Annotated in this window: 18 protein-coding genes and 1 tRNA gene; 8 read left to right on the top strand and 11 right to left on the bottom strand. The window is 68.2% G+C overall.

Annotated elements, in window-relative coordinates; all coding sequences use genetic code 11:
- Positions 1 to 14 precede the first annotated feature (14 nt).
- Positions 15 to 317: a hypothetical protein gene (locus tag E3O44_RS13530; RefSeq protein ID WP_134535298.1), complete on the bottom strand. Its 303-nt coding sequence runs from the start codon at positions 315 to 317 to the stop codon at positions 15 to 17.
- Positions 318 to 490: 173 nt separating this feature from the next.
- Positions 491 to 1,384, bottom strand: coding sequence for a UTP--glucose-1-phosphate uridylyltransferase GalU (galU, locus tag E3O44_RS13525; protein ID WP_134535297.1), 894 nt, complete (start codon positions 1,382 to 1,384; stop codon positions 491 to 493).
- Between the two features lie 239 nt (positions 1,385 to 1,623).
- On the opposite strand from galU, the gene E3O44_RS13520 reads away from it, so the two are divergent.
- Both E3O44_RS13520 and E3O44_RS13515 read left to right on the top strand, forming a co-directional pair.
- The gene (locus E3O44_RS13520; RefSeq protein WP_134535296.1) at positions 1,624 to 2,637 is read left to right on the top strand and encodes an LCP family protein; all 1,014 of its coding nucleotides are present in this window, start codon (positions 1,624 to 1,626) and stop codon (positions 2,635 to 2,637) included.
- 145 nt (positions 2,638 to 2,782) lie between these two features.
- Complete coding sequence (locus E3O44_RS13515; RefSeq protein ID WP_134535295.1) at positions 2,783 to 3,826, top strand: FRG domain-containing protein; 1,044 nt, start codon at positions 2,783 to 2,785, stop codon at positions 3,824 to 3,826.
- 134 nt (positions 3,827 to 3,960) lie between these two features.
- Here the strand turns inward: E3O44_RS13515 and E3O44_RS13510 are convergent, their stop codons facing one another.
- Complete coding sequence (locus E3O44_RS13510) at positions 3,961 to 4,479, bottom strand: VanZ family protein (RefSeq protein WP_166792659.1); 519 nt, start codon at positions 4,477 to 4,479, stop codon at positions 3,961 to 3,963.
- A gap of 259 nt (positions 4,480 to 4,738) precedes the next feature.
- Positions 4,739 to 5,764 carry an ATP-binding cassette domain-containing protein gene (locus E3O44_RS13505; RefSeq protein ID WP_134535293.1) on the bottom strand — a complete coding sequence of 342 codons (1,026 nt, stop codon included), beginning with the start codon at positions 5,762 to 5,764 and terminating at the stop codon, positions 4,739 to 4,741.
- Between the two features lie 223 nt (positions 5,765 to 5,987).
- On the opposite strand from E3O44_RS13505, the gene E3O44_RS13500 reads away from it, so the two are divergent.
- Positions 5,988 to 7,016, top strand: a complete 1,029-nt coding sequence (locus tag E3O44_RS13500) for an LLM class flavin-dependent oxidoreductase (RefSeq protein WP_134535292.1) — start codon at positions 5,988 to 5,990, stop codon at positions 7,014 to 7,016.
- A 203-nt stretch (positions 7,017 to 7,219) separates the two neighbouring features.
- On the top strand, positions 7,220 to 8,176 hold the full coding sequence (locus E3O44_RS13495) for a hypothetical protein (protein ID WP_134535291.1): 957 nt from the start codon (positions 7,220 to 7,222) through the stop codon (positions 8,174 to 8,176).
- Positions 8,177 to 8,271: 95 nt separating this feature from the next.
- On the opposite strand, the gene E3O44_RS13490 is transcribed toward E3O44_RS13495, so the two are convergent.
- The 5 genes from E3O44_RS13490 to E3O44_RS13470 form a co-directional block, all read right to left on the bottom strand.
- Positions 8,272 to 9,801: a DHA2 family efflux MFS transporter permease subunit gene (locus E3O44_RS13490; RefSeq protein WP_134535290.1), complete on the bottom strand. Its 1,530-nt coding sequence runs from the start codon at positions 9,799 to 9,801 to the stop codon at positions 8,272 to 8,274.
- A 2-nt stretch (positions 9,802 to 9,803) separates the two neighbouring features.
- Complete coding sequence (locus E3O44_RS13485; RefSeq protein ID WP_134535289.1) at positions 9,804 to 10,367, bottom strand: PadR family transcriptional regulator; 564 nt, start codon at positions 10,365 to 10,367, stop codon at positions 9,804 to 9,806.
- A 135-nt stretch (positions 10,368 to 10,502) separates the two neighbouring features.
- Positions 10,503 to 10,576 (bottom strand) — tRNA-Pro (locus E3O44_RS13480).
- Positions 10,577 to 10,660: 84 nt separating this feature from the next.
- Complete coding sequence (locus tag E3O44_RS13475) at positions 10,661 to 11,647, bottom strand: metallophosphoesterase (protein WP_134535288.1); 987 nt, start codon at positions 11,645 to 11,647, stop codon at positions 10,661 to 10,663.
- Positions 11,644 to 14,133 carry a transglycosylase domain-containing protein gene (locus E3O44_RS13470; protein WP_241976325.1) on the bottom strand — a complete coding sequence of 830 codons (2,490 nt, stop codon included), beginning with the start codon at positions 14,131 to 14,133 and terminating at the stop codon, positions 11,644 to 11,646. The genes E3O44_RS13475 and E3O44_RS13470 overlap by 4 nt, the downstream gene beginning before the upstream one ends.
- A gap of 110 nt (positions 14,134 to 14,243) precedes the next feature.
- Here E3O44_RS13470 and E3O44_RS19250 point away from each other — a divergent pair, with 110 nt between their 5' ends.
- Both E3O44_RS19250 and E3O44_RS13465 read left to right on the top strand, forming a co-directional pair.
- Positions 14,244 to 14,405 (top strand): Sp36 family protein, encoded by a 162-nt coding sequence (locus E3O44_RS19250; RefSeq protein WP_166787392.1) that lies wholly within the window; start codon positions 14,244 to 14,246, stop codon positions 14,403 to 14,405.
- A 2-nt stretch (positions 14,406 to 14,407) separates the two neighbouring features.
- Positions 14,408 to 14,878 (top strand): RidA family protein, encoded by a 471-nt coding sequence (locus E3O44_RS13465; RefSeq protein ID WP_134535286.1) that lies wholly within the window; start codon positions 14,408 to 14,410, stop codon positions 14,876 to 14,878.
- Here the strand turns inward: E3O44_RS13465 and E3O44_RS13460 are convergent.
- Positions 14,875 to 16,176, bottom strand: a complete 1,302-nt coding sequence (locus E3O44_RS13460) for an acyltransferase family protein (protein ID WP_134535285.1) — start codon at positions 16,174 to 16,176, stop codon at positions 14,875 to 14,877. The two genes, E3O44_RS13465 and E3O44_RS13460, sit on opposite strands and share 4 nt — an antisense overlap.
- Positions 16,177 to 16,239: 63 nt before the next feature.
- Complete coding sequence (gene acs / locus E3O44_RS13455) at positions 16,240 to 18,195, bottom strand: acetate--CoA ligase (RefSeq protein WP_134535284.1); 1,956 nt, start codon at positions 18,193 to 18,195, stop codon at positions 16,240 to 16,242.
- 455 nt (positions 18,196 to 18,650) lie between these two features.
- Between acs and E3O44_RS13450 the strand changes: the two genes are divergently transcribed.
- Both E3O44_RS13450 and E3O44_RS13445 read left to right on the top strand, forming a co-directional pair.
- Positions 18,651 to 19,739, top strand: coding sequence for a TadA family conjugal transfer-associated ATPase (locus E3O44_RS13450; protein WP_420897930.1), 1,089 nt, complete (start codon positions 18,651 to 18,653; stop codon positions 19,737 to 19,739).
- On the top strand, positions 19,736 to 20,989 hold the full coding sequence (locus tag E3O44_RS13445; RefSeq protein ID WP_420897929.1) for a pilus assembly protein: 1,254 nt from the start codon (positions 19,736 to 19,738) through the stop codon (positions 20,987 to 20,989). The genes E3O44_RS13450 and E3O44_RS13445 overlap by 4 nt, the downstream gene beginning before the upstream one ends.
- Positions 20,990 to 21,399 lie beyond the last annotated feature (410 nt).

Below are 21,399 nucleotides of genomic sequence, written 5' to 3'. Positions count from 1 at the left end.
CGACAAGGGCGGCACTAGCCGACCGGGAAATCGAGCGCGGTGAGAGTGAACTGGCGCTCGATCCTCCTCCACTTCGCGACGACGAGCGTGGCTCCGTTGGAACGGAGGTTGCGGACGAGTCCCAGGTTGAGGACCTCACGTTTCATAGAGTGATCCCAGCCGTGCTCGGGAAAGTAGACCGAAATCGCCTTCGGCAGCGCTTTCGGCGTGCCGAATTTCTCGAGAAGGAGCGGGTGGATCGAGTTTAGGTCGATCTGCCGTGCAGAACGGACGGAGTCGGGGTCGGGAGGCTGCGTTTCGGGGAGCGATGACGACATTCTGAATCCTCTTGGGACGATCGGCGGTGTTAACGGAATCGTTGCTTCAGCGAATCTCTGGCCAGACTACTGTCGAGGAGCTATGAACCCGCTGAACGATAACAAACCGCAATGTCGATGGAATGAATTCGTTCTTGTGCACCCGTGAAAGAGGTTGCGGGAACCCCTTCGCGTCACTCGAGGGTCGCGGCGAACTCCTGTAGCCACACGCGGAGGTCCGGGCCGAGGTCGGGACGGTCGACGGCGAGCTGCACGATGGCCTTGATGTAGTCGAGCCGGTCGCCGGTGTCGTAGCGGCGACCGCGGAAGATGACGCCGTACACGCCGCCGGTGAACTGCGGGTTGACCGCCATCACCTGCAAGGCGTCGGTGAGCTGGATCTCGTTGCCCTTGCCGGGCTTGGTGTTCTGCAGCACCTCGAAGATCTCGGGGCGGAGCACGTAGCGACCGATGATGGCCAGGTTCGACGGGGCATCCGCTGCGGAAGGCTTCTCGACCAGGCCGGTCACCTTCACCACGTCGGGGTCGTCCGTGGTCTCGACGGCGGCGCAACCGTAGAGGTGGATGGCCTCGGGCTCGACCTCCATCAAGGCGATGATCGTGGCGTTGCGTTTGGTCTGCTCGGTGAGCATCTTGGACAGCAGCACATCGCGGTCGTCGATGATGTCGTCGCCCAGAAGCACGGCGAAGGGCTCGTGGCCGATGTGCATCTTTGCACGCAATACGGCGTGGCCGAGACCGAGCGGGTCGCCCTGGCGCACGTAGTGCACGTCGGCGAGTCCGGTGGCGAAACGCACCTTGGCGAGGCGGTCCTGGTCGCCCTTCTTCTCGAGCAGGTCCTCGAGCTCGGTCATGCGGTCGAAGTGGTTCTCGAGCGCGTTCTTGTTGCGGCCCGTGATCATGAGCACGTCGGTGAGGCCGGCGGCGACGGCTTCCTCCACGACGTACTGGATCGCGGGCTTGTCGACGACCGGGAGCATCTCCTTGGGCATGGCCTTGGTCGCAGGCAGGAAGCGCGTACCCAGCCCGGCGGCGGGGATGACGGCTTTGGTTATCTTCGTGGTCATGACACTCAGGTTATTGAAGAAAGGTTACGGCGTCATTACGCGGTGATAGACGGCGTGTCGTCCCCCGTTTACGGGGGTTTTTCGGGCGTTCGGGGCCGGGACAGGGGGTTGCCGCCCGGGCTATATTGTTTGCACCTGAACCGCACCGTTCCTTGCACTGTCCCTGTCTTGCTTGTGTACTGCGACTGCTGGAGGCCCACCGTGTCGAACCCGAATCGAGAATCGTGACGGAGGCGGCCGTGCGCCAGCCGTCGGGGGTGTGGCGGGTCACCTCCATTGTGATCGTCCTGATGCTCGCGGCTGCGGCAGGAGTTGCGAGCATCAGCTCCATCGTCGGGCGGTTCTTCGACCTCAAACTCCCCACCCTGTCCGACCCGTTTCCGGCGGAGGCCGCCCGACCGCCGGTCTCGACCGGGCTCGCCGCCGGGGCGCAGAACATCCTGCTGTTGGGCTCGGACACCTGGGATCAAGTCAACGGTTCGCTCGTGAACATCAGCAAACAGCGCTCCGACACCATCATGGTTGTACACATTCCGGCGGACCGGCACCACGTCTACGTGATGTCGATTCTGCGCGACAGCTGGCTCGACCTGCCGGGGTTCGGCTCGGACAAGATCAATGCGGCGCTCTCCTATGGCGGCGTGCCGCTCGCCGTGCAGACGATCGAGGGACTCATCGGAACCCGCATCGACCACGTCGCACTCGTCGACTACGCCGGGTACAAGGGGCTCACCGACACGCTCGGCGGGGTGGATATCCTGAACCCGGTCGGGTTCCAGTCGTCGGCGAGTGACCACTACTACCCGTCCGGGATGCAACACCTCACCGGCGACGAGACTCTTGCCTTTGCGCGCGAGTGGCGCGCGTTCCCCGACGGGGACTTCCAGCGGGTGCGCAACCAGCAGCTCGTGATGCGGGCCACGCTCACCAAGGCGATGCAGCGGGAGACGCTGACCGACCCCGGCAAGGTGTCCGCCCTGTTGTCTGCGGTGCGCCCGTTCGTTGCCGTGGACGAAGGCCTCAACGTGGACTACCTGACCGTTCTGGCGGGGTCGCTGGCCAGCATCCGCTCGACGGACTTCACCTTCTTCACGGCGCCGACGAAGGGCATCGGGGTGACGAGCGACGGGCAGTCGATCGTGCACCTCGACCTGGCGAAGCTGTCGGTGGTGCAGCACGCGTTCCAGACGGACACCCTCGATACCTTCGAGCCGGAGTACCAGACCATGCAGACCGTGGCGCCGGTGCCGTAGGTCGTAGTCGTAGTCGTAGTCGTAGTCGTGACGATGCGGTCGGCGGCTGGTGAGCGAACCCTCTAGCTAGTGGGCGCCGGACTCGCCGGGAGTCGTGCCCGCCGCCAGGGCATTCAGGTGGCTGATCAGGCGATAGATTTTGACTATGTATAACGCCGAGATCAGCGGATTGTCGCACGACAATGCCGAAGATGCCTTCTCAGTTGAGGATTTCTTGGACGAGCGCAGGCTCAACCTCCATGACGGCTTCAAATCAGTTGACGATATCTGGGACTTCTTTACAAACGAAGAGCGGCTCGCCGGCTTCAATCTCGATGAAGGCACTCTGCTTTTCAGAGGTCAGAGCCGAGCGGTACATGGAGTGAATTCGAGTCTCTATCGCGTTGCGCAGCAAGAGATCGAAAAGGTTCAAGAAGCTTCGACCGCGCAGCAGAAGTACCGTGCCGAGTCTGTTCTTGCAGAGGCGGAGATCCGGGTACTCGAGGCTGCACGCGTCAATGGAATTGGGCTTGGACTCTCAAACCTGGAGACTCTCGGCCTCCTTCAGCACCATTCCTCGCCGACTCGGCTTCTCGACGTGTCCGCTTCGCCGCTGGTTTCTCTCTATTTCGCGTGCGAAAAGAATGATTCTGAGGACGGCCGAGTGTTCCTCTTCACCGTTCGGAACGATGATGATGAACTTCCAGCACCAGAAGCCGCCGGAACACGCCTTCCGTGGACGGATTGGATCGGCAGGACTTCAGATCGAAGAAACTGGTCGACAAAGGTGTGGCACCTCCCGATGACACCCCTTGATGCGCGCATGCGCGCACAGCAGGGAACATTCCTCGTGGGCGGACTTTACTCCAGCGGGGGCGACTACCCCGTCTATTGGAAGAAGAAGTCATCAGATGTCGGCCATGGCAAGACACTAGCTGCGAGTGACTTTCGAAGGGTCTGCACGCTCACGATCAACTTTCCAGCAGTCGGCCTGAGGCCACGGAATGCAAGCAGCTGGAGCGCCTATGGCTGGTCGCTGCGCATCAATCGAAAATGGAAAAGCAAACTTAGGGAGAGACTCGCACATCTCCCTCAACCGATTACCTACGACTCCGTCTACCCGCCCATTGATGAGGTCAGACGACTTCTCGACCACGTTGCGCGGCAAGGAGCGAAGGATGCGGTCGACAACCTGAACTTGGGAATCTAGACTCGCGATTTCTTCCTTCAGGCGTTGTATCTTGTCGGGTGCGGCGGACTAACCGGGAGGTTGCGCCCGAAGTTCGCCATCATTCATTTGCGCAGCGGGACGCTCGGGCGTTGGGCGGAAAACGGCGCTCAGCGCTAGTGCGGGTTAGCGGCTCGCGCGGCTGAGCCGCGCGGGCGGGCGATCTCGGCGAGGATCAGCAGCAGGACGCCGAGGAGGGCGCCGACGACGGCGCCGGTCGTGTTGGCGATGACGTCGTTGAGGGTCGCGAAACGGCTGGAAAGGAAGAGCAGCTGGCCGAGCTCGATCGTGCAGCTCGCGGCGAATCCGACGAGCACGGCCCACCACCAGCGCCGGGCGCCGGAGAGCACCACGATGAACACCCCGACCGGGATGAAGAGCACGATGTTCGCGCCGAACTCGACGGTGCTGTAGCGGAACCAGCCGGGGGCGCCGTGCCGGTGCAGCCAGTCGATGAGCTGCAGCAGCGGGCCGTCGATGTTGCGGTCGACCGGGACCGGCCAGAACGCGATCAGGGCGAGGGCGACCACGTAGACGACGGCGAGGGCGATCACCCAGCGGCGCAGCAGCGGATGCCGGTGCCCGGCCGGTGTGGGGACGGGCGGTCCCTGCCGGTCAGTGATCGTGTCGAACACCACAGCACCTCCCGGGGAACAGAGCGGGTGAGCGACCGGTCCGACGGCGTCGGGTTGTGGACCACGTCACCATCGATCCGTCCACTGTATGCCTCCCGGCTGGTCGCCCGCTGGAATCCGCGCGACAGCGAACCAATTCGACGGAGTTTTTCGATTCTCGACACGTGGGACGGCGCTCAAACCGGTTCAGAACGCAAAAAGTCCGTCGAATTCGTCCGGTGCCGGATGGTGTCGCTGGGTACCCGCTGACGCGCCGACGCTAGCCGGCGAGGGCGCCGGCGTCGTGGTAGTACGCCGAGGCGCCCATGGAGTGCAGCGCGACGACCTCCAGCACGTCGGCCCCTGTCCTGGCGGCGAGGTCTTCGGGGCCGAAGCCGTATGGCTGGCGGGCGTCGAGCATCCGCTGGGTATGCGGATGCTGCGGGTACGCGAACAGCTCGTCGACCGCGCCCTGTTCGACGATGCGCCCGGCCTGGAGCACGGCTATGCGTTCGCAGCACTCTGCGGCGATGCCGACGTCGTCGGTGACGAGGATGAGCGCGAACTGGTGCTTGCTCTGCAGGGCCCGCACGAGGCGGAGCAGGTCGGCGAGGGGGCGTGCGTGTGCGGGGTCGGCGGGGATCGTGGCGATCAGGAGCTCGGGGTCGAAGGACAGCGCCGCGGCGACCGCGACCCGCTGCACGACGACGGGGGAGAGGTCGCCCGGGTAGGAGAGGGCGACGACGTCGGAATTGTCGAGGCCGACCCGCGCGAGGGCCTTCAGGGCGCGCTCGCGGGCGGCGGGGCGATCGAGCCCGAGACGTCGCCGGAGCGGGGTTGCGAGCTGGCTGAGGATGGTGCGGGTGGGGTCGAGAGACCCCAGCAGGTCGGGTGGGAGGTATCCAATGTTGGCGCCGAGGAGCCGGGCCTGGGCGCGGCGTTTCAGGCCGACGAGCTCCTGGCCGTTGAACAGGATCGACCCGTTCGTCACGGTTTTGTCCAGGGGAAGCAGGCCGGCGATAGCGAGGGCCGTCGCGGTCATGCCGCTGCCTGCCTCGCCGACGAGGGCGAGCGACTCGCCCTGCATGAGGGTGAGGGCGACGCGGGACACCTCTGTGACACGGGGCATTTCAGTGCGGTCGGGTGTGACCTGGCGGGTAGTGGTCACGGTGAGTCCGCGTACATCGAGCAAGGCCATGGCCCGGAACGCATGAGAGGGGACGGGGTCCTGGTCGGCGCGTTCGCCCTCCGCGTTGGTCGACGTGGTTCCGGCATCCCTGAGGGTGTGGTCACTTAAATGGTTCATAGCCGGGCCTATCGTGTTGCAGTGCGTGATTTACTGTATCCAATTCACGGCGGATCCCACCGGTTTTAGAGAGATTCTCAGGAATGGCATAACTCCTGCAGATTCTGCCGAACGGGTCGAAAACGTGCCCAGTGCGGGGTTTTTCGGAAATGTGCAGGAGTTATGCTCCGTGGAAGGCCGGAAAGCGGGAATCAGGCATGGTCGAACGAGGTTGGAACAGGCGATGAAGACTTTGCCGATTAGCGTGCTCGACCTGGCCGGCCGCCCCGCGGGCGGCACCAACGCGGAGGCGGTGGCCGGCAGCATCCGCCTGGCGCAACGTGCGGAGGACCTCGGCTACGACCGGTTCTGGGTGGCCGAACACCACAACATGCCGGCGATCGCCTCGAGCGCGCCGCCCGTGCTGATATCCGGGATCGCGGCGCGGACGACGCGGATCCGGGTGGGGTCCGGCGGCGTGATGCTGCCCAACCATGCCCCGCTCGTCGTGGCCGAGCAGTTCGGCACCCTGCACGCCCTCTACGGCGACCGGATCGACCTGGGGATCGGGCGCGCGCCCGGCACCGACGGCGCGACCGCGCTCGCCCTGCGGCGGAGCGCCGAGGGGCTCGGCGTCGACGACTTCCCGCAGCAGCTCGTCGACCTGATCGGGTTCTTCCACGGGGGCATGGCCGCAGACAATCCCCTGCGCGACATCACCGCCTACCCGGGGCTCGGCGACGCACCCGAGATGTGGCTGCTCGGCTCGAGCGGGTTCAGCGCGCAGCTCGCCGGGGCGCTCGGGCTGCCGTTCACGTTCGCGCACCACTTCGCCGGCGAGCATACCGAGGAGGCCCTCGACCTGTACCGGGCACATTTCGAGCCGAGCGCGTTCCTGGCCGCCCCGCACACGATGATCGCGGTCGGGCTGATCAGCGACGACGACCCGGAGGTCGTGCGCCGGGAGGCCTTGCCCGGGCTGATCACCTTCCTGCGGATGCGCCAGGGCAAGAAACCCGCGCCGGTGTCGCTCGAGGAGGCGCTCGCCTACCGGTTCACCGAGCATGACCTCGCGTTCGTGGCCTCCCGGAACCGCCGCCAGGCCGTGGGCACACCCGCCGAGGTGGATGCGCGGCTCAGCGCGCTCCTCACCGCCACCGGGGCCGACGAGCTCATGCTCAGCGCGCAGTCCGCGACACTGGCCGGGCGCATCCGCTCGCTCGAGATCGTGGCCGCCCTGCGCGCCGACCCTGCGGAGCCCGCCGCGGCATAACGCGGGTGCGTGAGGTGTCGCAGATCGAGGTTCCCCGGGCCTGCGAAGGTCGATCTGCGACACCTCAGCACCGGGTCCGGCGCCGCCAGCGCGGCATAATACCCCTGTTCGGGGAAGAAACTGAGGGGTAGTCACGTCCCGCTGACCGGGATTTACTGACTGGGCCGTCCCCACCCGAACCGGGGCGGCACGGGCAGGTTGCTATGGACGCGCCACACCACCGATCGTGGTTCCGCCGAGCGGTCGGCCGGTGCGCCCGGGTGGCCGGGGCCGTGAGCCTCGTGCTCGTCGCGGCGACGCCCACGCTTGCCGCCGCCCGCATGACAGCGGATGCCCCCGCACCCGACTCCGCCTCCGCGTCGGCGGCCGTCGCGCCCGGCTCCGGCACCGCGTCGGCGTCGGGCGCTGCTGTCGGCTCCGCTGTCAGCTCCGGCCGGTACGCGAATCTGCAGCGGACACCGTTCCGGTCGAGAGTGACCTTTGCACCGGTCACTCTCGACCGGAAAGGGGCCTCTCGAGGTCTCGTCGAGTGGCAGTCCCCGCCGCAGGGGCTCGCCGGGGCGGTCGCCCGGCTCGCGTTCGGCGCCACGCAGTCCGCCGCCGCGCACACGGATCGGATCGCGGAAGCCGCGCGCATCGCCGAGGTCGCCCGCGTCGCGGAGGCAGCGCGGGTCGCGGAAGCCGCCCGGGTTGCCGAGGTCGCCCGGGTTGCGGAGGAGGCGAGGCTCGCCGAGGCCGCGGCCGTTGCTGCCGAGGAGGCACGGGTCGCCGCGGCCGCGCAGGCCGCTGCGGAGGCGGAAGCGGCAGCATCCGCCGCCGCGCAGGGCGCACCCACCTACACGAAGTACGTCTGGACGAGCGGCTGGCAGGCCGAGATCGACAGTTGCCAGGGTGCCGTCGACCTCAGCGGCAACTACGGAGTCGCGGTGATCGCCGAGCACTGGTCGTGCGGCGGGTCGCACTTTCCGGCGGACGGCACGATCATCGCGCTGACCGGGGTGCGGTCGGGCACCTACCGGGTCGGCCCGGTCGTCGCGATCCTGAACGCCAACACCGAACGCACCGACGCCATCCCGCGCGGCTACGACCTGCTCTACCAAACCTGCATCAACGGGTCGAACGCGACCATGTCGTTCACCGAGCTCACCCGAGTCGGCTGACCCGCCGCATCCGCCCGTCGAACGCGCGTGAAACGAAGGGGCACTCTCGACTAACGGTCCCGGCGCAGACCTGGCGACGGGCGGATGCCGCCGCTCTAGAAGCGCGCGTCGACCCGCTTGGGCAGCACGAAGACGAGCAGCAGCGCCAGCACGCTGAACGCGGCGCTGACGGCCATCGCATCCGTCGCAGCACTCGTGAATGCGGACGCGAGCGCGTCCTTCCCCGGCCCGGTGACGACGAGGTTGCCGAAGAGCACGCTGCCGATCACGGCGATGCCGGTAGCCGCACCGACCCGCTGCATCACGCCGACGACACCGCTCGCGGCGCCGGCCTCCGCACGGTCGACCGTCGCGACGATGAACTGCGCGTTCGGGGCGATGAAGAACCCGCTGCCGAGTCCCGCGATGAGCAGCGGCGGCAGCAGCTCCCAGTTAGTGATCGACGGCCCGATCAGGAGCAGCGCCAGGTAGATCCAGATCAGGCCGATCGTCACGAGGGTCACGCCGATCACGAGCACCGTACGGCCGAGCCGCTGCGCCAGCCGGTTGCTCTGCGAGGCGCCGACGATGTTGCCGATCGCGAACGGGATGGAGACGAGCCCGGACTCGAGTGCGGTGTGGCCGAGGCCGGCCTGCCACAGGATCGAGATGGTGAAGAAGATGCTCGTGAACGCCGCGAAGTAGACGAGGGCGAGCACGACGCCACCGGAGAACGCGGGGTGCGAGAACAGGTGCGGCGGCACGAGCGGGCTCCTGCCGCGACGGGTGTAGGCGACTTCCCAGGCGCCGAACGCGACGAGCAGCACCGCGCCGAGCGCGAGGGTGAGGTACGTCCAGAGCGGCCAGCCCTGGTCCTGGCCCTCGATGAGCGGCACGAGCAGGGCGACGAGGCCGCCGGAGAGCAGCACGAGTCCGACGAAGTCGATGCCGGAGCTCGCCTTGTTCGGGTCGCGCTCGGCGCCGGAGGGGAGCATGAACACGGCGGCGACGAGGGCCACGATGCCGATCGGGAGGTTGACCCAGAACACCAGTCGCCAGCCGTTCTCGTCGCCGAAGGCCTGGATGATCAGTCCGCCGAGGATCGGGCCGAGTGCGGTCGAGACGCCGATGACCGAGCCCATGATCGCGAAGGCCTTGCCCCGCGCCTGCGGCGGGAAGACGAGCTGGATCACGGCCGTGACGGCGGGCACGAAGATGCCGCCGGCGAGGCCCTGCACGACGCGGGCGATGATCATCTGCAGGTCGTTCTGCGCGAGGCCGCAGGCGAGGCTCGCGAGGGTGAAGAGCGCGAGTCCGGTGAAGAAGACCCACTTGTGGCCGATCCGGTCGCCGAGGCGCCCGGCGGGGATGAGCGCGAGGCCGAAGGCGAGCGCGTACCCGGAGATGATCCAGGACAGCGTCGCCTCGGAGGCGTTCAGGCTCTCCCGGATGGTCGGCAGGGCGACGTTCACGATCGTGGTGTCGAGCAGGGCCATGAACATGCCGGCGAGCAGCACGATCAGGGCCTGCCAGGCGTGGCGGGGGATCACGACCGGCGGTCGGGTGCCGGGCGTGCCGGGCGTGCCGGCGCCGGCGGGACCGCCGGCGGTGCCGCCAGTGGTGGCGGGAGCGTTGGTGTCTGACATGGTCAGTCGGCCTTTCGGGCTAGTTCGTCCGCGACGATGTCGGGGAGGACGGTGACGAGGTGTTCGTGCCAGGCGATTTCGGCGCGCAGGCGGGCCGCCTTGTGCTGCATGACGAAGGCTTCGCTGGCGGTGAGATAGGGCAGGGCGTGGGCCGTGGTGGCCTCGGAATCGGTGAGCAGGGCGCGCAGCGAGAGCAGGCGTGCCTCGATCATCAGGGGGAGTTCGTCGAGCAGTTCGGGGTCGAGCCGGGTCATGGCGAGGTCGAAGGGGTCGGGCTTGAGCACGATCGTGCGCAGCCCGTCGAGCCGGAGGGTCGCGAGGTCCCGGCGCCCGGCATCCGAGATCTCGTAGACCTGCCGCTCGGGGTAGCGGCCCTCGCGTTCGACGCGGGCCACGTGGATCAGCCCCTCGGTCGCGAGCCGCTTGATCGCGCCGTACACCGCGCCGACGGAGATGTCCGTCCACATGTGCACGTGCTCCTCCTCGGCGAGCAGCCGCAGCTGGTGCCCGTGCATCGGCCCGCGCTCGGCGAGGGAGCCGAGAATGAACAGACGGATCGAGGACATGCGCTTACTCTCGCATGAGTAGTCTTGCGAGTCAAGGCCAGGGGTGATGCGGATTTCCCGGCGGATGCCTACCGTGCGCACAGCAGAAAACCCCCACTCTCGCGAGTGGGGGTTTTTCGTTTCTGTGTCTTGCTGTCGGGGTAACAGGATTTGAACCTGCGACCTCGTCGTCCCGAACGACGCGCGCTACCAAGCTGCGCCATACCCCGATGGCCCGTAAGCCTTGTCAAGTATAACCCCATGCGCACGGATGCTCGGTGCACCCTCCGAACGGATCCCGCGGGCGCGGCCGGCTACGCGGAGGCGGTGAGGGTCAGCAGGGTCGCCTCGGGCGGGCAGGCGAAGCGCACCGGGGCGTAGATCGAGGTGCCGAGGCCGGCCGAGACGTTGAGGTACGCGCTGCGGAGCCCGGATCCCCAGAGGCTGAGCCCCTTGACCTGTGACCGGGGAATGTCGCAGTTCGTGACGAGAGCGCCGAACCCGGGCACGCAGACCTGGCCGCCGTGGGTGTGTCCCGCGAGGATCAGTTGCGCGCCGTGGTTCACGAACGAGGTGAGCACCCGGCGGTATGGCGCGTGCGCGACGCCGATCGTGACCGTCGGCCGCGGCTTGCGGTGCTCCGCAGAGTCCGGCCAGGTCTCGTCGCCGAGCGGGTCCTCGCCGCGGAGGTCGTCCACGGCCCGGGTGATCAGGTCGAGGCGGTCGCGTCCGATGTGCGGGTCGTCCACGCCGAAGACCTCGAGGTGGGTGCCGTTGATGTCGAGGGACTCCGCGGCGTTGTTGATGTCGTTCCAGCCGAGGTTCGCGAAGATCCCGTGCAGCCGGTCGGTGTCGAGCCGGTTCTGCGGGGCGGCCTTGAGCAGCGACGGTCCGCCGAAGTACCGGAACGGGTTCTTCAGCTGCGGGCCCCAGAAATCGTTGGAACCGTTGACGAAGATCCCGGGGATGCCCGCGAACGGCTCGAGCGTGTACGCGAGGGCGTCGAAGGCATCCGCGTGCCCGAGGTTGTCGCCGGTGTCGACGACGAGGTCGGGCTTCAGCGCGGCGAGGCCGCGCACCCACTCCTGCTTGTCCTTCTGCCAGGGGGCGAGGTGCAGGTCGGAGATGTGCAGCACGCGAATCGGTGCCGAACCGGGGGCGAGCACGGGCACGGATGCCTCACGCAGGGTGAACATCCGGCGTTCGAGCAGAGACCCCCAGGCGAACGCGCCGGCACCGGTCGCGGCTAGCGCGCCCGTGCCGACGAGGAGGGCCTTGGCCCCGGTGCCGAGGGCGCTCATCCGCCCGCCTTCGGCGGACCGGCGAGCTTTCCGATCGCGATCGTCACGGTGTCACCTGGCTTGGCGCCGGCGCCGGCGAGCGGGGTCATCGCGACGACCTTGCCCACCTGGGTCGGGTCAGTCACGGCGGCCTCACTCTTGACCACCGCGAAGTTGCCGAGCGTCGTTCTCGCCTCGGCCTCGCTCTTGCCGACGACGTCGGGGACCACGATCAGCGCGGCGTTGCTCGTGGACACCGTCACGGTCGAACCACGGTTGGTGCTGGTCCCGCCGGCCGGGTCCGTCTTCGCGACCGTGCCCGCCGGGAGCTCGGAGTCGGTTATCCCGCCGTTGATGAACACGAATCCGGCGGCCTCGAGTGTGGTCTGGGCTTCGGCGATGCTCTTGCCGCGGAGGTCGGGGATCGGGACCTGCACGGCGTTGACGATCGCGCCGGACGCGACCGGGAAGGCGTCTCCGCCGTACTTGGCGTTGGCGACGCTCATCACGACGGGCCACATCCGGTGCCGGGCGTCCGCCGCCCGACCGCTGTCGAACCGGGTAGTGCGCTGGTCGCGGTCTCCGGTGACGCTCATCACGCCGACGACAGTGGCGACCTTGGTCGTCGCACCGCTCATCCAGGTGTCCTTGTTGCCGTCGGTGGTTCCGGTCTTACCGATCATCGGCACCTTCGGGCTCGTGGCCGCGTTCGATGCGGTCGCCGTTCCCTTGGTCATAACCTGTTGCATTGCGGTCGTCATGCCCGCTGCGACGGCCGGATCGACGGACTGGGTGCACGTACTCGCGGGCACCGGGATCGCGGCTCCGTCCGTGCCGGTGATGTGGTCGATCACGATGGGGCTGCAGGTGGTGCCCTTGTTGGCGATGCCGGCGAAGGCGACCGCCATGCTGAGAGGAGCGACCTCGTTGGTGCCGAGCACCGCGGAGGCACCCTCCTGCAGGGGGTCACCGTCGGCTCGGGTCACACCGAAGGCCTCTGCGGTCTTGCGGATGCCGCACAGGTCGAGTTTCTTGGCCATGCCGATGTAGCCGGTGTTGATCGAGTTGATCGTGGACTCGAGGGCGCTGTAGTTGGCGCCGGCCTCGCCGGAGTCGTTCTTCGGGTTGAAGACGAAGCTCTGGTTGCCGAGGCAGCTGTCCCGGAACACGCCCCAGTCGGTTTTGCGCCGCGAGTCGACCCGTTCGTTGAGCGAGTGTCCTTCGGTGAGCCATTCGGCGAGCGTGAAGACCTTGTACGTCGATCCCGGCTGGAAGCCGTGCGAGCCGCCCTGGTCGACGTTGGTGTTGTAGTTGATGCTGGTGTAGTTTGCGCCGGTGGCCTGCACGGCCGGGTCCTGGCTGTAGTCCTTGTTCTGCGTCATCGCGAGCACCTTGCCGGTGCCGACGCCGACGGAGACGATCACGCCACCCACGTCCCAGCCGGGGTAGGTGTCGGGAACGTTGGCCTTCATCGTGGTCTCGGCGGCGTTCTGGAGGTCGAGGTCGAGGGTCGTGTACACGTTGTAGCCGCCGCGACGGAAGTTCGCGAGGCGCGTGGCCTCATCCGCTCCGAAGGTCGTGTTGGTCTGCAGGATGTTCACAACGAGGTCGCAGAAGAACGCACTGCCGGCTGCGGTCTGGCAGCCGGTCGAGGGCTCGTGGATGCTCGGCTCGATCGGGGCGGCGATCGCGGCGTCGTGGTCGGCCTGGTTGATCTTGCCGTACTTGAGCATCTCATCGAGGATGTAGTCGCGGCGGTCCTTGTTCGCGGCGTAGCCGTTCGCGGCGCCGTTGGTCACGCTGTCCGGCTGGTCGAGCTGGAACTTGACCGGGTTATTCACGATCGCGACGAGGCTCGCCGCCTGCGGGAGCGTCAGCGTGAGCGCGGTCGCGCCGAAGTAGTACTCCGCGGCGGATTCGATGCCGTAAACGGTGCCGCCGAAACCGGTGATGTTCAGGTACGAGCGGAGGATGTCGTCCTTCGCATACTTCTTCTCCACGCCGATCGCGAGCCGCATCTCCTTGAGCTTGCGGTCGGGTGTGGTTGCGGTCGCTGCGTCATAGCAGTCCGACTTCTTCTGCGCATCCGTCAGCACTTCGCACTTCTGCACGAGGACGTTCTTCACATACTGCTGCGTGATCGAGGAGCCACCGCGGGTGCCGCCGCCGGCGAGAGTGGAGACGAGTCCGCCGACGGTGCCCTGCAGGTCGACGCCGCCGTGGTCGTAGAACCGGGGGTCTTCACCGGAGGTCGCGGCGTCCTTGACGAACTGGTTGATCGCGTCGGACCCGACCTCGACCCGGTTCTGGTCGTAGAACGACGCCAGAAGAGCCTCGGATCCGTCGGAGCGGGTCGCGTAGATGTTGCTCTTCTGCGAGAGCTGGTCGATCTTCAGATAGTCGGGCAGGTTCTCGAAGACGTTGATCGTGTTCGTCGCAGCCATGCCCGACAGAGCGAGAGCGGGAGTCACCGCAGCCGTCACGAGAACACCGACGATTGCACTCATTCCAACGAAACCCAGGAGACCGCCCAGGGAGCCGCTGACCGTTCGATTTTTGGCAGACATACAATTGAGCGTAAGGGACAAATCTGAAAAACCGCCTGAATCGGAGTCTTATGCCTGCCTGGGAGTACCTCACCACCCCGCTGATGATCCACAACACCGCCGCCATCCTGAACAGCTGGGGATCGGACGGCTGGGAGCTCGTCCAGGTCGTGCCAGGGCCGGAGGGTGGCCTCGTCGCCTACCTCAAGCGCCCCGTTGTGAAGGAGGCCTGAACATGTCGATGATTGATGCGCGTCTCGCCGAACTGGGAATCGAACTGCCGAGCGTGGTTCCCCCGGTTGCGTCCTACGTTCCCGCCGTCGTCTCCGGCAACCTCGTCTTCACCTCCGGCCAGCTGCCGATGGTGTCCGGCGTCCTGCCGGAGACCGGCAAGGTCGGCGACGGCCACGGTCTCGTTCCCGCAGCGGACGCCCAGGAGTATGCCCGCCTGTGCGCGCTCAACGCCCTCGCGGCGATCAAGGATGTGATCGGGTCGCTCGACCGCATCACGCAGGTCGTCAAGGTCACCGGTTTCGTCGCATCCGCCCCCGACTTCACCGGCCAGCCCGGCGTCGTCAATGGGGCGTCGCAGGTGCTCGGCGAGATCTTCGGCGACCGCGGCGTGCACGCCCGTTCGGCGGTCGGGGTCGCGGTGCTGCCGCTCGACTCGCCCGTCGAGGTGGAGCTCGTCGTCTCCTTCGCCTAGGCCTTCGCGCGCTCGTCTTCGGGCGCGCGGGCCGGGGCCGCAGCGGATGCCGCGACATCCGCTTGCCCGCCGCCGCCGCCGCTTCGTCGCAGTGCCCCGGCCTTCGCACTCGCCCACCGGCCCGTCCAGTTCGCGAGGCGTTGCGAGGGCAGCTCGACCCACAGGTACATCAGCTGCGCGAGCGCGAGGCTGAGCGGCACCGACACGAGCGCGCCGAGCCACCAGCGGCCAGGGCCGAACATCGTGCCGAAGGCGACGACGACCGGGAAGTGCACGAGGTAGAGGCTGAAACTCACCCGGCCGAGCCAGACCAGCGGCCGGGCGGACAGCGGGCGCTGCAGCGGAGGCCAGAGCGCGACCACCGCGACGACGAGCACGGCGCCGGGCACCCGCAGCGCGAGCGTGAGGTCACCCCAGAGCCCGCTCAGTTGCGGGCGCAGCAGCCAGTGCGACACGAGCAGGGCCGGCCCGAGGGCGGTGAGCCCGATCCAGAGAGCGGTGCCGCCGCGTCGTGCGGCGACGCCGGCCGCCCAGGTGCGCAGCGACTCGTAGTTCGCGGCGAGCAGGGCACCGAGGCCGAACGCGGGCAGGTACATCAGCGGTTCGATGCCCGTGACGTACCCGGTCGCACTCACGGCGAGGAAGGCAGCGGCCCAGAGCGCGGGCAGCCGGCGGGTCGCCACGGCGAGCAGCACGCAGATGGGCAGCAGAAGCGAGAACCACATTTCCCAGGTCAGCGACCAGAGTGGCGGGTTGACATCTGGCCGGCCGGAGCCGCCGATGACGCTCGCCTCGCCGAGCAGGTTCGGGAGGCCGATGTCGGGGCTGTCCTGCCGGGCAAGCCAGCTACCGCCGACGTCGATGCCGGCGCGCGGCACGAGCAGGATCCACGCGGCGGCGAGGGCCACGGAGACGACGACGGGAATCGCCAGGCGGATGATGCGACGCGGGTAATACGCCACCCAGTCGTAGCCGCGGGCGGCGAGCCCGTTTGCGCGGCTTGCGGCCCGGCTTGCCGCCCGGCTCGCCGCCCGGCTCGCGAGCGGTGAGCGCACGAGCACGAAGCCGCTCAGCACGAAGAAGACCAGCACGAACTCGGGGCCGGCGACGAGGAACTTGAGCGGGGTCAGGGTCGACCACCAGCCCGCCGAGCCGGTGTTGACGCCGACGGTCGACTGGTATGCGGCGGCAATGCCGGGAGCGGTCATCGAGACGTGGTGCACGAGCACAATGCCCGCGGCGACGCCGCGGAGGGCATCGAGCGCGACCAGGCGACCGGACGAGGGAAGTCGAGGCATTGTCCCCACGATAGGGGGGCCGCTTGTGAAAACCCTCACTGCCCCCTCGTCCGGCCCGCGCGGCTACCGCAGGGTGCTCTTGATCACCTGCATCACCGAGGTGTCCGCGAGGGTCGTCGTGTCGCCGATTTCACGGCCCTCTGCGACGTCCTGCAACAGGCGGCGGATGATCTTGCCCGAGCGGGTCTTCGGCAGCTCGTTCACGATGAAGATCTGTCGCGGACGGGCGATCGCACCGATCTGCTGCGTCACGTGTGCGCGAAGAACCGCCTGGATGTCCTCGTGTGAGCTCTCCTCGAGGTGGCTGTACTTGATGATCACGAACGCGACGACGGCCTGGCCGGTCGTCTCGTCGTGAGCGCCGACCACGGCCGCCTCGGCCGTCATCGGGTGCGACACGAGCGAGGACTCGATCTCCGCGGTCGAGAGCCGGTGCCCGGAGACGTTCATCACGTCGTCGACCCGGCCGAGCAGCCAGATGTCCCCGTCTTCGTCGAGGCGGGCGCCGTCGCCGGCGAAGTAGCGCGGGTTCTCCTCGCCGAACTTCTCCCAGTACGTCTCGATGAACCGCTCGGGGTCGCCCCAGATGCCACGGAGCATCGACGGCCAGGGCTCGGTGACGACGAGCAGCCCGCCGTTGCCGTGCCCGACGTGCACGCCGGCCTCGTCGAGAACATCGATCGCCACTCCGGGAATAGGCACCTGCGCGGCGCCCGGCTTCGTGACGGTGACCCCGGGAAGCGCGGAAATCATGATCGCACCGGTCTCGGTCTGCCACCAGGTGTCCACGACCGGGGCGACGTTGCCGCCGATCACCTCGCGGTACCACATCCACGCCTCGGGGTTGATCGGTTCGCCGACCGAGCCGAGCAGCCGCAGGCTCGACAAGTCGAAGCCCTGCGGAATCTGGCGACCGAGCTTCATGAACGTGCGGATGGCAGTGGGTGCCGTGTAGAGGATGCTGACCTTGTACTTCTCGACGATCTCCCACCAGCGGCCCGGGTGCGGGGTGTCCGGGGTGCCCTCGAAGAGCACCTGCGTCGCCCCGTTGGCGAGCGGGCCGTAGGTCACGTAGCTGTGGCCGGTGATCCAGCCGACGTCCGCGGTACACCAGTAGACATCCGTTTCGGGGTGCAGGTCGAAGACGTTCTTGTGGGTGAAGGCGACCTGCGTGAGGTACCCGCCGCTCGTGTGCAGGATGCCCTTGGGCTTGCCGGTCGTGCCCGACGTGTAGAGGATGAACAGCGGATTCTCGGCGGGGAAACCCTCTGCCTCGTGTTCGGCGTCGACGCTCGCGAGCTCGTCGTGCCACCAGAGGTCGCGGTCGGTCCACTCCACCTCGTTGCCGGTGCGCTTGACGACGAGCACGTTCCGCACGGTCGTCGGCACGCCGGTCAGCGCCATGTCCACGGCGGGCTTGAGCGGGGTCACCCGGCCCTTGCGGTAGCCGCCGTCCGCGGTGATCACGAGCACGGCGTTCGCGTCGTCGATCCGTGAGCGCAGGCTTTCGGCGCTGAAGCCGCCGAAGATGACCGAGTGCACGGCGCCGATCCTGGCGACGGCGAGCATCGAGATCACGGCCTCCGGAATCATCGGCAGGTAGATCGCAACCCGGTCCCCGGCTTGCACACCGAGCTTTGTCAGTACATTCGCAGCCCGCTTCACCTCGGCCGTCAACTCGGCATAGGTGATCGCGCGGGAGTCCCCGGGCTCGCCCTCGAAGTAGAGCGCGACCCGGTCGCCATGGCCCGCGAGCACGTGCCGGTCGAGGCAGTTCCAGGCCACATTGAGCTGCCCGTCCTCGAACCATTTCGCGAACGGCGGGTTGGTCCAGTCGAGCACTTTGGTGAACGGCTTGTGCCAGTGCAGCAAGTCACGGGCCTGATCAGCCCAGAATTGGAGGCGGTCTTCCGAGGCATCCGCGTAGAGCTTCGATGTGCCGATAGCCTGGTCCGCGAAGTCAGCGGTCGGTGCGAACCTGCGGGTTTCGTTGAGAAGATGGTCGATCTGAACGCTCATAGCTTGTCGCTCCTTTGCGATGACGGCCGGGTGCGTAACAAGCCCCCCGAGCACCATACCCTGACGATCCGCGAACCCACGTTGCGGGGAATTGCGGTGCGACTCTCTTTCCGGAGAACCCCGCGTGATCGCCGGAGGAGTCCCCTGGATAGGGGGCACGGAATCGTGTCCTCATTTATGAGGACACCGGGGACTTGCGCATCTGGATTTTCCTTATACACTTGGACTCGTCCGAACGAAAGTTTTGACCTGCATCACGTTTGGTTCCCCCCAATCAGCGTGATGCCGAGGCGGCACCTGTTCCCCCCAATAGGTGCCGCCCCCCTTTTTTTAACGACCGGTCGGTTGTGCGGCAGTCCGGCGGCCCTTCCTCCACAGCCGTCGTGCCGGTCGAGTTGTCCGCAATCGTGGTTGCGGCCCCCGTGCAGGCACCCATCGCCGCCTACCTTCAGGGCATGCTGCAACCGTTCATTGCCGTCCCGTCGTTCGGGCGTGAACGGATGCCGGCCGCCACGGGTCCGGGGGAGCGTGCGCCTGTGCCTGTGCCTGTGCCTGTGTCTGTGCCCGAGCGGGACCTGGCCGGGCTGGGCCCGCTCGCGCCCTACGCGGCATCCGCTGGCGTGACGGACCTCTTCGTCAACGGCGAGGCCGGCCTCTGGGTCGACGCCGGCCTCGGCCCGGTGCAGGAGCCGGGCTGGCGGCGTGCCGAGGCCGAGGTACGCGCGCTCGCCGTGCGGCTGATCGCACTCGGCGGCCGGCACATCGACGAAGCGAGCCCGTGCGTCGACGTGCGGCTTGCCGACGGCATCCGCGTGCACGCCGTTCTGCCGCCGGTCTCGAGCACGGGCACCCTGCTCTCGATCCGGCTGCCGCGGCCGGACCGGCCGCGACTGGCCGCGCTCGCCGCCGGCGGGCTCTGCGGCTCAGGGACGGCGGGCCTCGCGCTCACCGGGCGCCTGCGCGCCGCGGTGCAGGGCAGGGAGAACCTGCTCGTGACCGGGGCGGCCGGCAGCGGGAAGACCACCCTGCTGGCCGCACTGCTCGGCGAGGCGCCGCCGGGGGAGCGCATCGTGGTCATCGAGGACGTCGCCGAGCTCCGCATCGACCACCCGCACGTCGTTGCGCTCGAATCGCGGCAGCCGAACCTCGAGGGCGCCGGCGGGGTCGGCCTCGACGCGTTGCTGCGGGAGGCGCTGCGGATGCGCCCGGACCGATTGGTGCTCGGTGAATGCCGCGGCGGCGAACTGCGGGAGCTGCTCGCCGCGCTCAACACCGGGCACGACGGCGGGGCCGGTACCCTGCACGCGAACTCCCTGGGCGATGTGCCCGCCCGGCTCGAGGCCCTCGGGGCGCTCGCCGGGATGAGTCAGGCGGCCGTCGCCCGGCAGGCGGTCAGCGCGATCGGCCTCGTGCTGCACCTCGAGCGTCGCGGCGGCGAGCGGCGGCTCGCGCAACTCGGACGGTTCGAGCTCGACGCCCGGGGGCTGCTCGTGGCGGTGCCGGGGGCCGTTCCGGTGGCCGTGCCGGTCGGGTTTGATCCGTGATGCGCAACGGAGCGGGCGGGCTGGCGAGGCCGACGGGGAGCGCGGGGCGGGCCGGGAGCGTCGCGCCTGCCGGTCGTGCAGCGCGCGCGGATGCCGTGGGCCGCCCACGCGGGACGCCTCGCCGCAGGGCTCGCGGTCACGCCCACGGCGACGCCGATATCGAGGACGCGGCCCGCATCGTGCAACGTCTGGCCGTGCTCCTCTCCGCGGGGGTGTCGCCGGTGACCGCCTGGGGATACCTGGACGAGGGCCCCGGCCCAGAGGTCGCTCATGCCGGCCTGGATGCTGCTCACGCCGACCTTGCTGGCGCGGCCGGCCCGCGTTGGACGCGGCCGCGCGGGAACCGAGCAGGTGCCGGATCGCCGGCCGTGGGCATCCGTGTCGTGCGCGCCGCCGGTCTCGCCGCACGCCGCGGCGACAGCGTTGCGGAGGCCGTTGCGGGGGAGGCTCGGGCCCTGGGCGGCCAGCCGGGGGACGCCTGGCTCGCGGTCGCCGCCGCGTGGGAGGTGGCGACCCGGTCCGGGGCGCCGCTCGCCGCCTGCCTGCGCCGGCTCGCGTCCAGCCTGCGCGATCTCGGCCAGCTGCACGCCGACCTCGAGACGGCGCTCGCCGGCCCCGCCGCGACGGCCCGGCTGGTCGCCGTCCTGCCGCTCGTCGGAATCCTGTTCGGCGTGGTGCTCGGGTTCAACACCGTCGCGACGCTGTTCCTGACGGTGCCGGGCTGGCTGTGCCTCGGCAGCGGCACCGGGCTGATGCTCGCGGGGAGCCGGTGGAATCGCCGGCTGCTCCGGCGGGCCCGGGTGCGGGCGCCGACGCCGGGCCTCGAACTCGACCTGACCGCGATCGCGATGAGCGGTGGCGGTTCGGTGGAGCGTGCCCGGGCCCTGGTGACCGAGGTGCTCGACCGGTACCTGCCAGCCGACCATGGCCGGCGCCCGGAGCGTGGCCGTGGGTCTGGCTCCGGAGGCACCGGCCGCGCGGACCCTCGGGGTGCCGCGGACTTGGGTCGAACTGCCGCGGACCGGGTGCTGGACCTCGCCGTGCGCGCAGGCGTGCCCGCCGCGGAGCTCCTGCGCAGTGAAGCCGAGCAGCTGCGCCGCGACGCCCGAACGGCGGGCCAGCGGCGGGCGATCAGTCTCGGGATCGCCCTGCTGGTTCCCCTCGGGGTGTGTGTGCTACCGGCCTTCATGCTGCTCGGCGTTGTCCCGCTCCTCGTGACGGTGCTGTCGACGACGCTCTCGGAGTTCTAGCCGGCGGCATCCGGACACGAAAAAAGAGCCGGACCCTCGGGTCCGGCTCTTTCGAAGTCACGGTAAATCTGTCCAGCTGCTCTAGTCCTTGCGCTCCGGACGAGCTTTCTTGTCGGCGCGTTTTTCCTTCAGAGTCTTCGCTGCGGCAGTCTTGCCGGTGCTCTTCTTAGGGGATTTGTCTGCCATCAGCGCCTCGTTCCCCGGACCCTTGTGGGTGCCGTTGGGAAGACACTACGCTCATCTTTCGCCAAAGGTAACCCCTTTCTGAAATTGGTCGACCGGGTCCACAAATCGGGTCCGAGAATCGTCCCCCGTCCTCCCGCGAGAGCGTACTTTTGGCCCTTAAACCGCGGGTTTAAGGGCCAAAAGTGCGCTCTCGCGGGGGCTGTGCGGGGTGCGCGGGTCCTCAA

Source organism: Cryobacterium algoricola (assembly GCF_004402485.1).
Lineage (GTDB): Bacteria > Actinomycetota > Actinomycetes > Actinomycetales > Microbacteriaceae > Cryobacterium > Cryobacterium algoricola.
This window is presented reverse-complemented; position numbering and strand designations above follow the sequence as displayed.

Coding starts and splice junctions, on each gene's coding strand:
- E3O44_RS13465 (WP_134535286.1), top strand. CDS start 14,408: ATGTCGATGATTGATGCGCGTCTCGCCGAACTGGGAATCGAACTGCCG.
- galU (WP_134535297.1), bottom strand. CDS start 1,384: ATGACCACGAAGATAACCAAAGCCGTCATCCCCGCCGCCGGGCTGGGT.
- E3O44_RS13460 (WP_134535285.1), bottom strand. CDS start 16,176: ATGCCTCGACTTCCCTCGTCCGGTCGCCTGGTCGCGCTCGATGCCCTC.
- E3O44_RS19250 (WP_166787392.1), top strand. CDS start 14,244: ATGCCTGCCTGGGAGTACCTCACCACCCCGCTGATGATCCACAACACC.
- E3O44_RS13470 (WP_241976325.1), bottom strand. CDS start 14,133: ATGAGTGCAATCGTCGGTGTTCTCGTGACGGCTGCGGTGACTCCCGCT.
- E3O44_RS13530 (WP_134535298.1), bottom strand. CDS start 317: ATGTCGTCATCGCTCCCCGAAACGCAGCCTCCCGACCCCGACTCCGTC.
- E3O44_RS13500 (WP_134535292.1), top strand. CDS start 5,988: ATGAAGACTTTGCCGATTAGCGTGCTCGACCTGGCCGGCCGCCCCGCG.
- E3O44_RS13490 (WP_134535290.1), bottom strand. CDS start 9,801: ATGTCAGACACCAACGCTCCCGCCACCACTGGCGGCACCGCCGGCGGT.
- E3O44_RS13495 (WP_134535291.1), top strand. CDS start 7,220: ATGGACGCGCCACACCACCGATCGTGGTTCCGCCGAGCGGTCGGCCGG.
- acs (WP_134535284.1), bottom strand. CDS start 18,195: ATGAGCGTTCAGATCGACCATCTTCTCAACGAAACCCGCAGGTTCGCA.
- E3O44_RS13450 (WP_420897930.1), top strand. CDS start 18,651: ATGCTGCAACCGTTCATTGCCGTCCCGTCGTTCGGGCGTGAACGGATG.
- E3O44_RS13475 (WP_134535288.1), bottom strand. CDS start 11,647: ATGAGCGCCCTCGGCACCGGGGCCAAGGCCCTCCTCGTCGGCACGGGC.
- E3O44_RS13485 (WP_134535289.1), bottom strand. CDS start 10,367: ATGTCCTCGATCCGTCTGTTCATTCTCGGCTCCCTCGCCGAGCGCGGG.
- E3O44_RS13505 (WP_134535293.1), bottom strand. CDS start 5,764: ATGAACCATTTAAGTGACCACACCCTCAGGGATGCCGGAACCACGTCG.
- E3O44_RS13515 (WP_134535295.1), top strand. CDS start 2,783: ATGTATAACGCCGAGATCAGCGGATTGTCGCACGACAATGCCGAAGAT.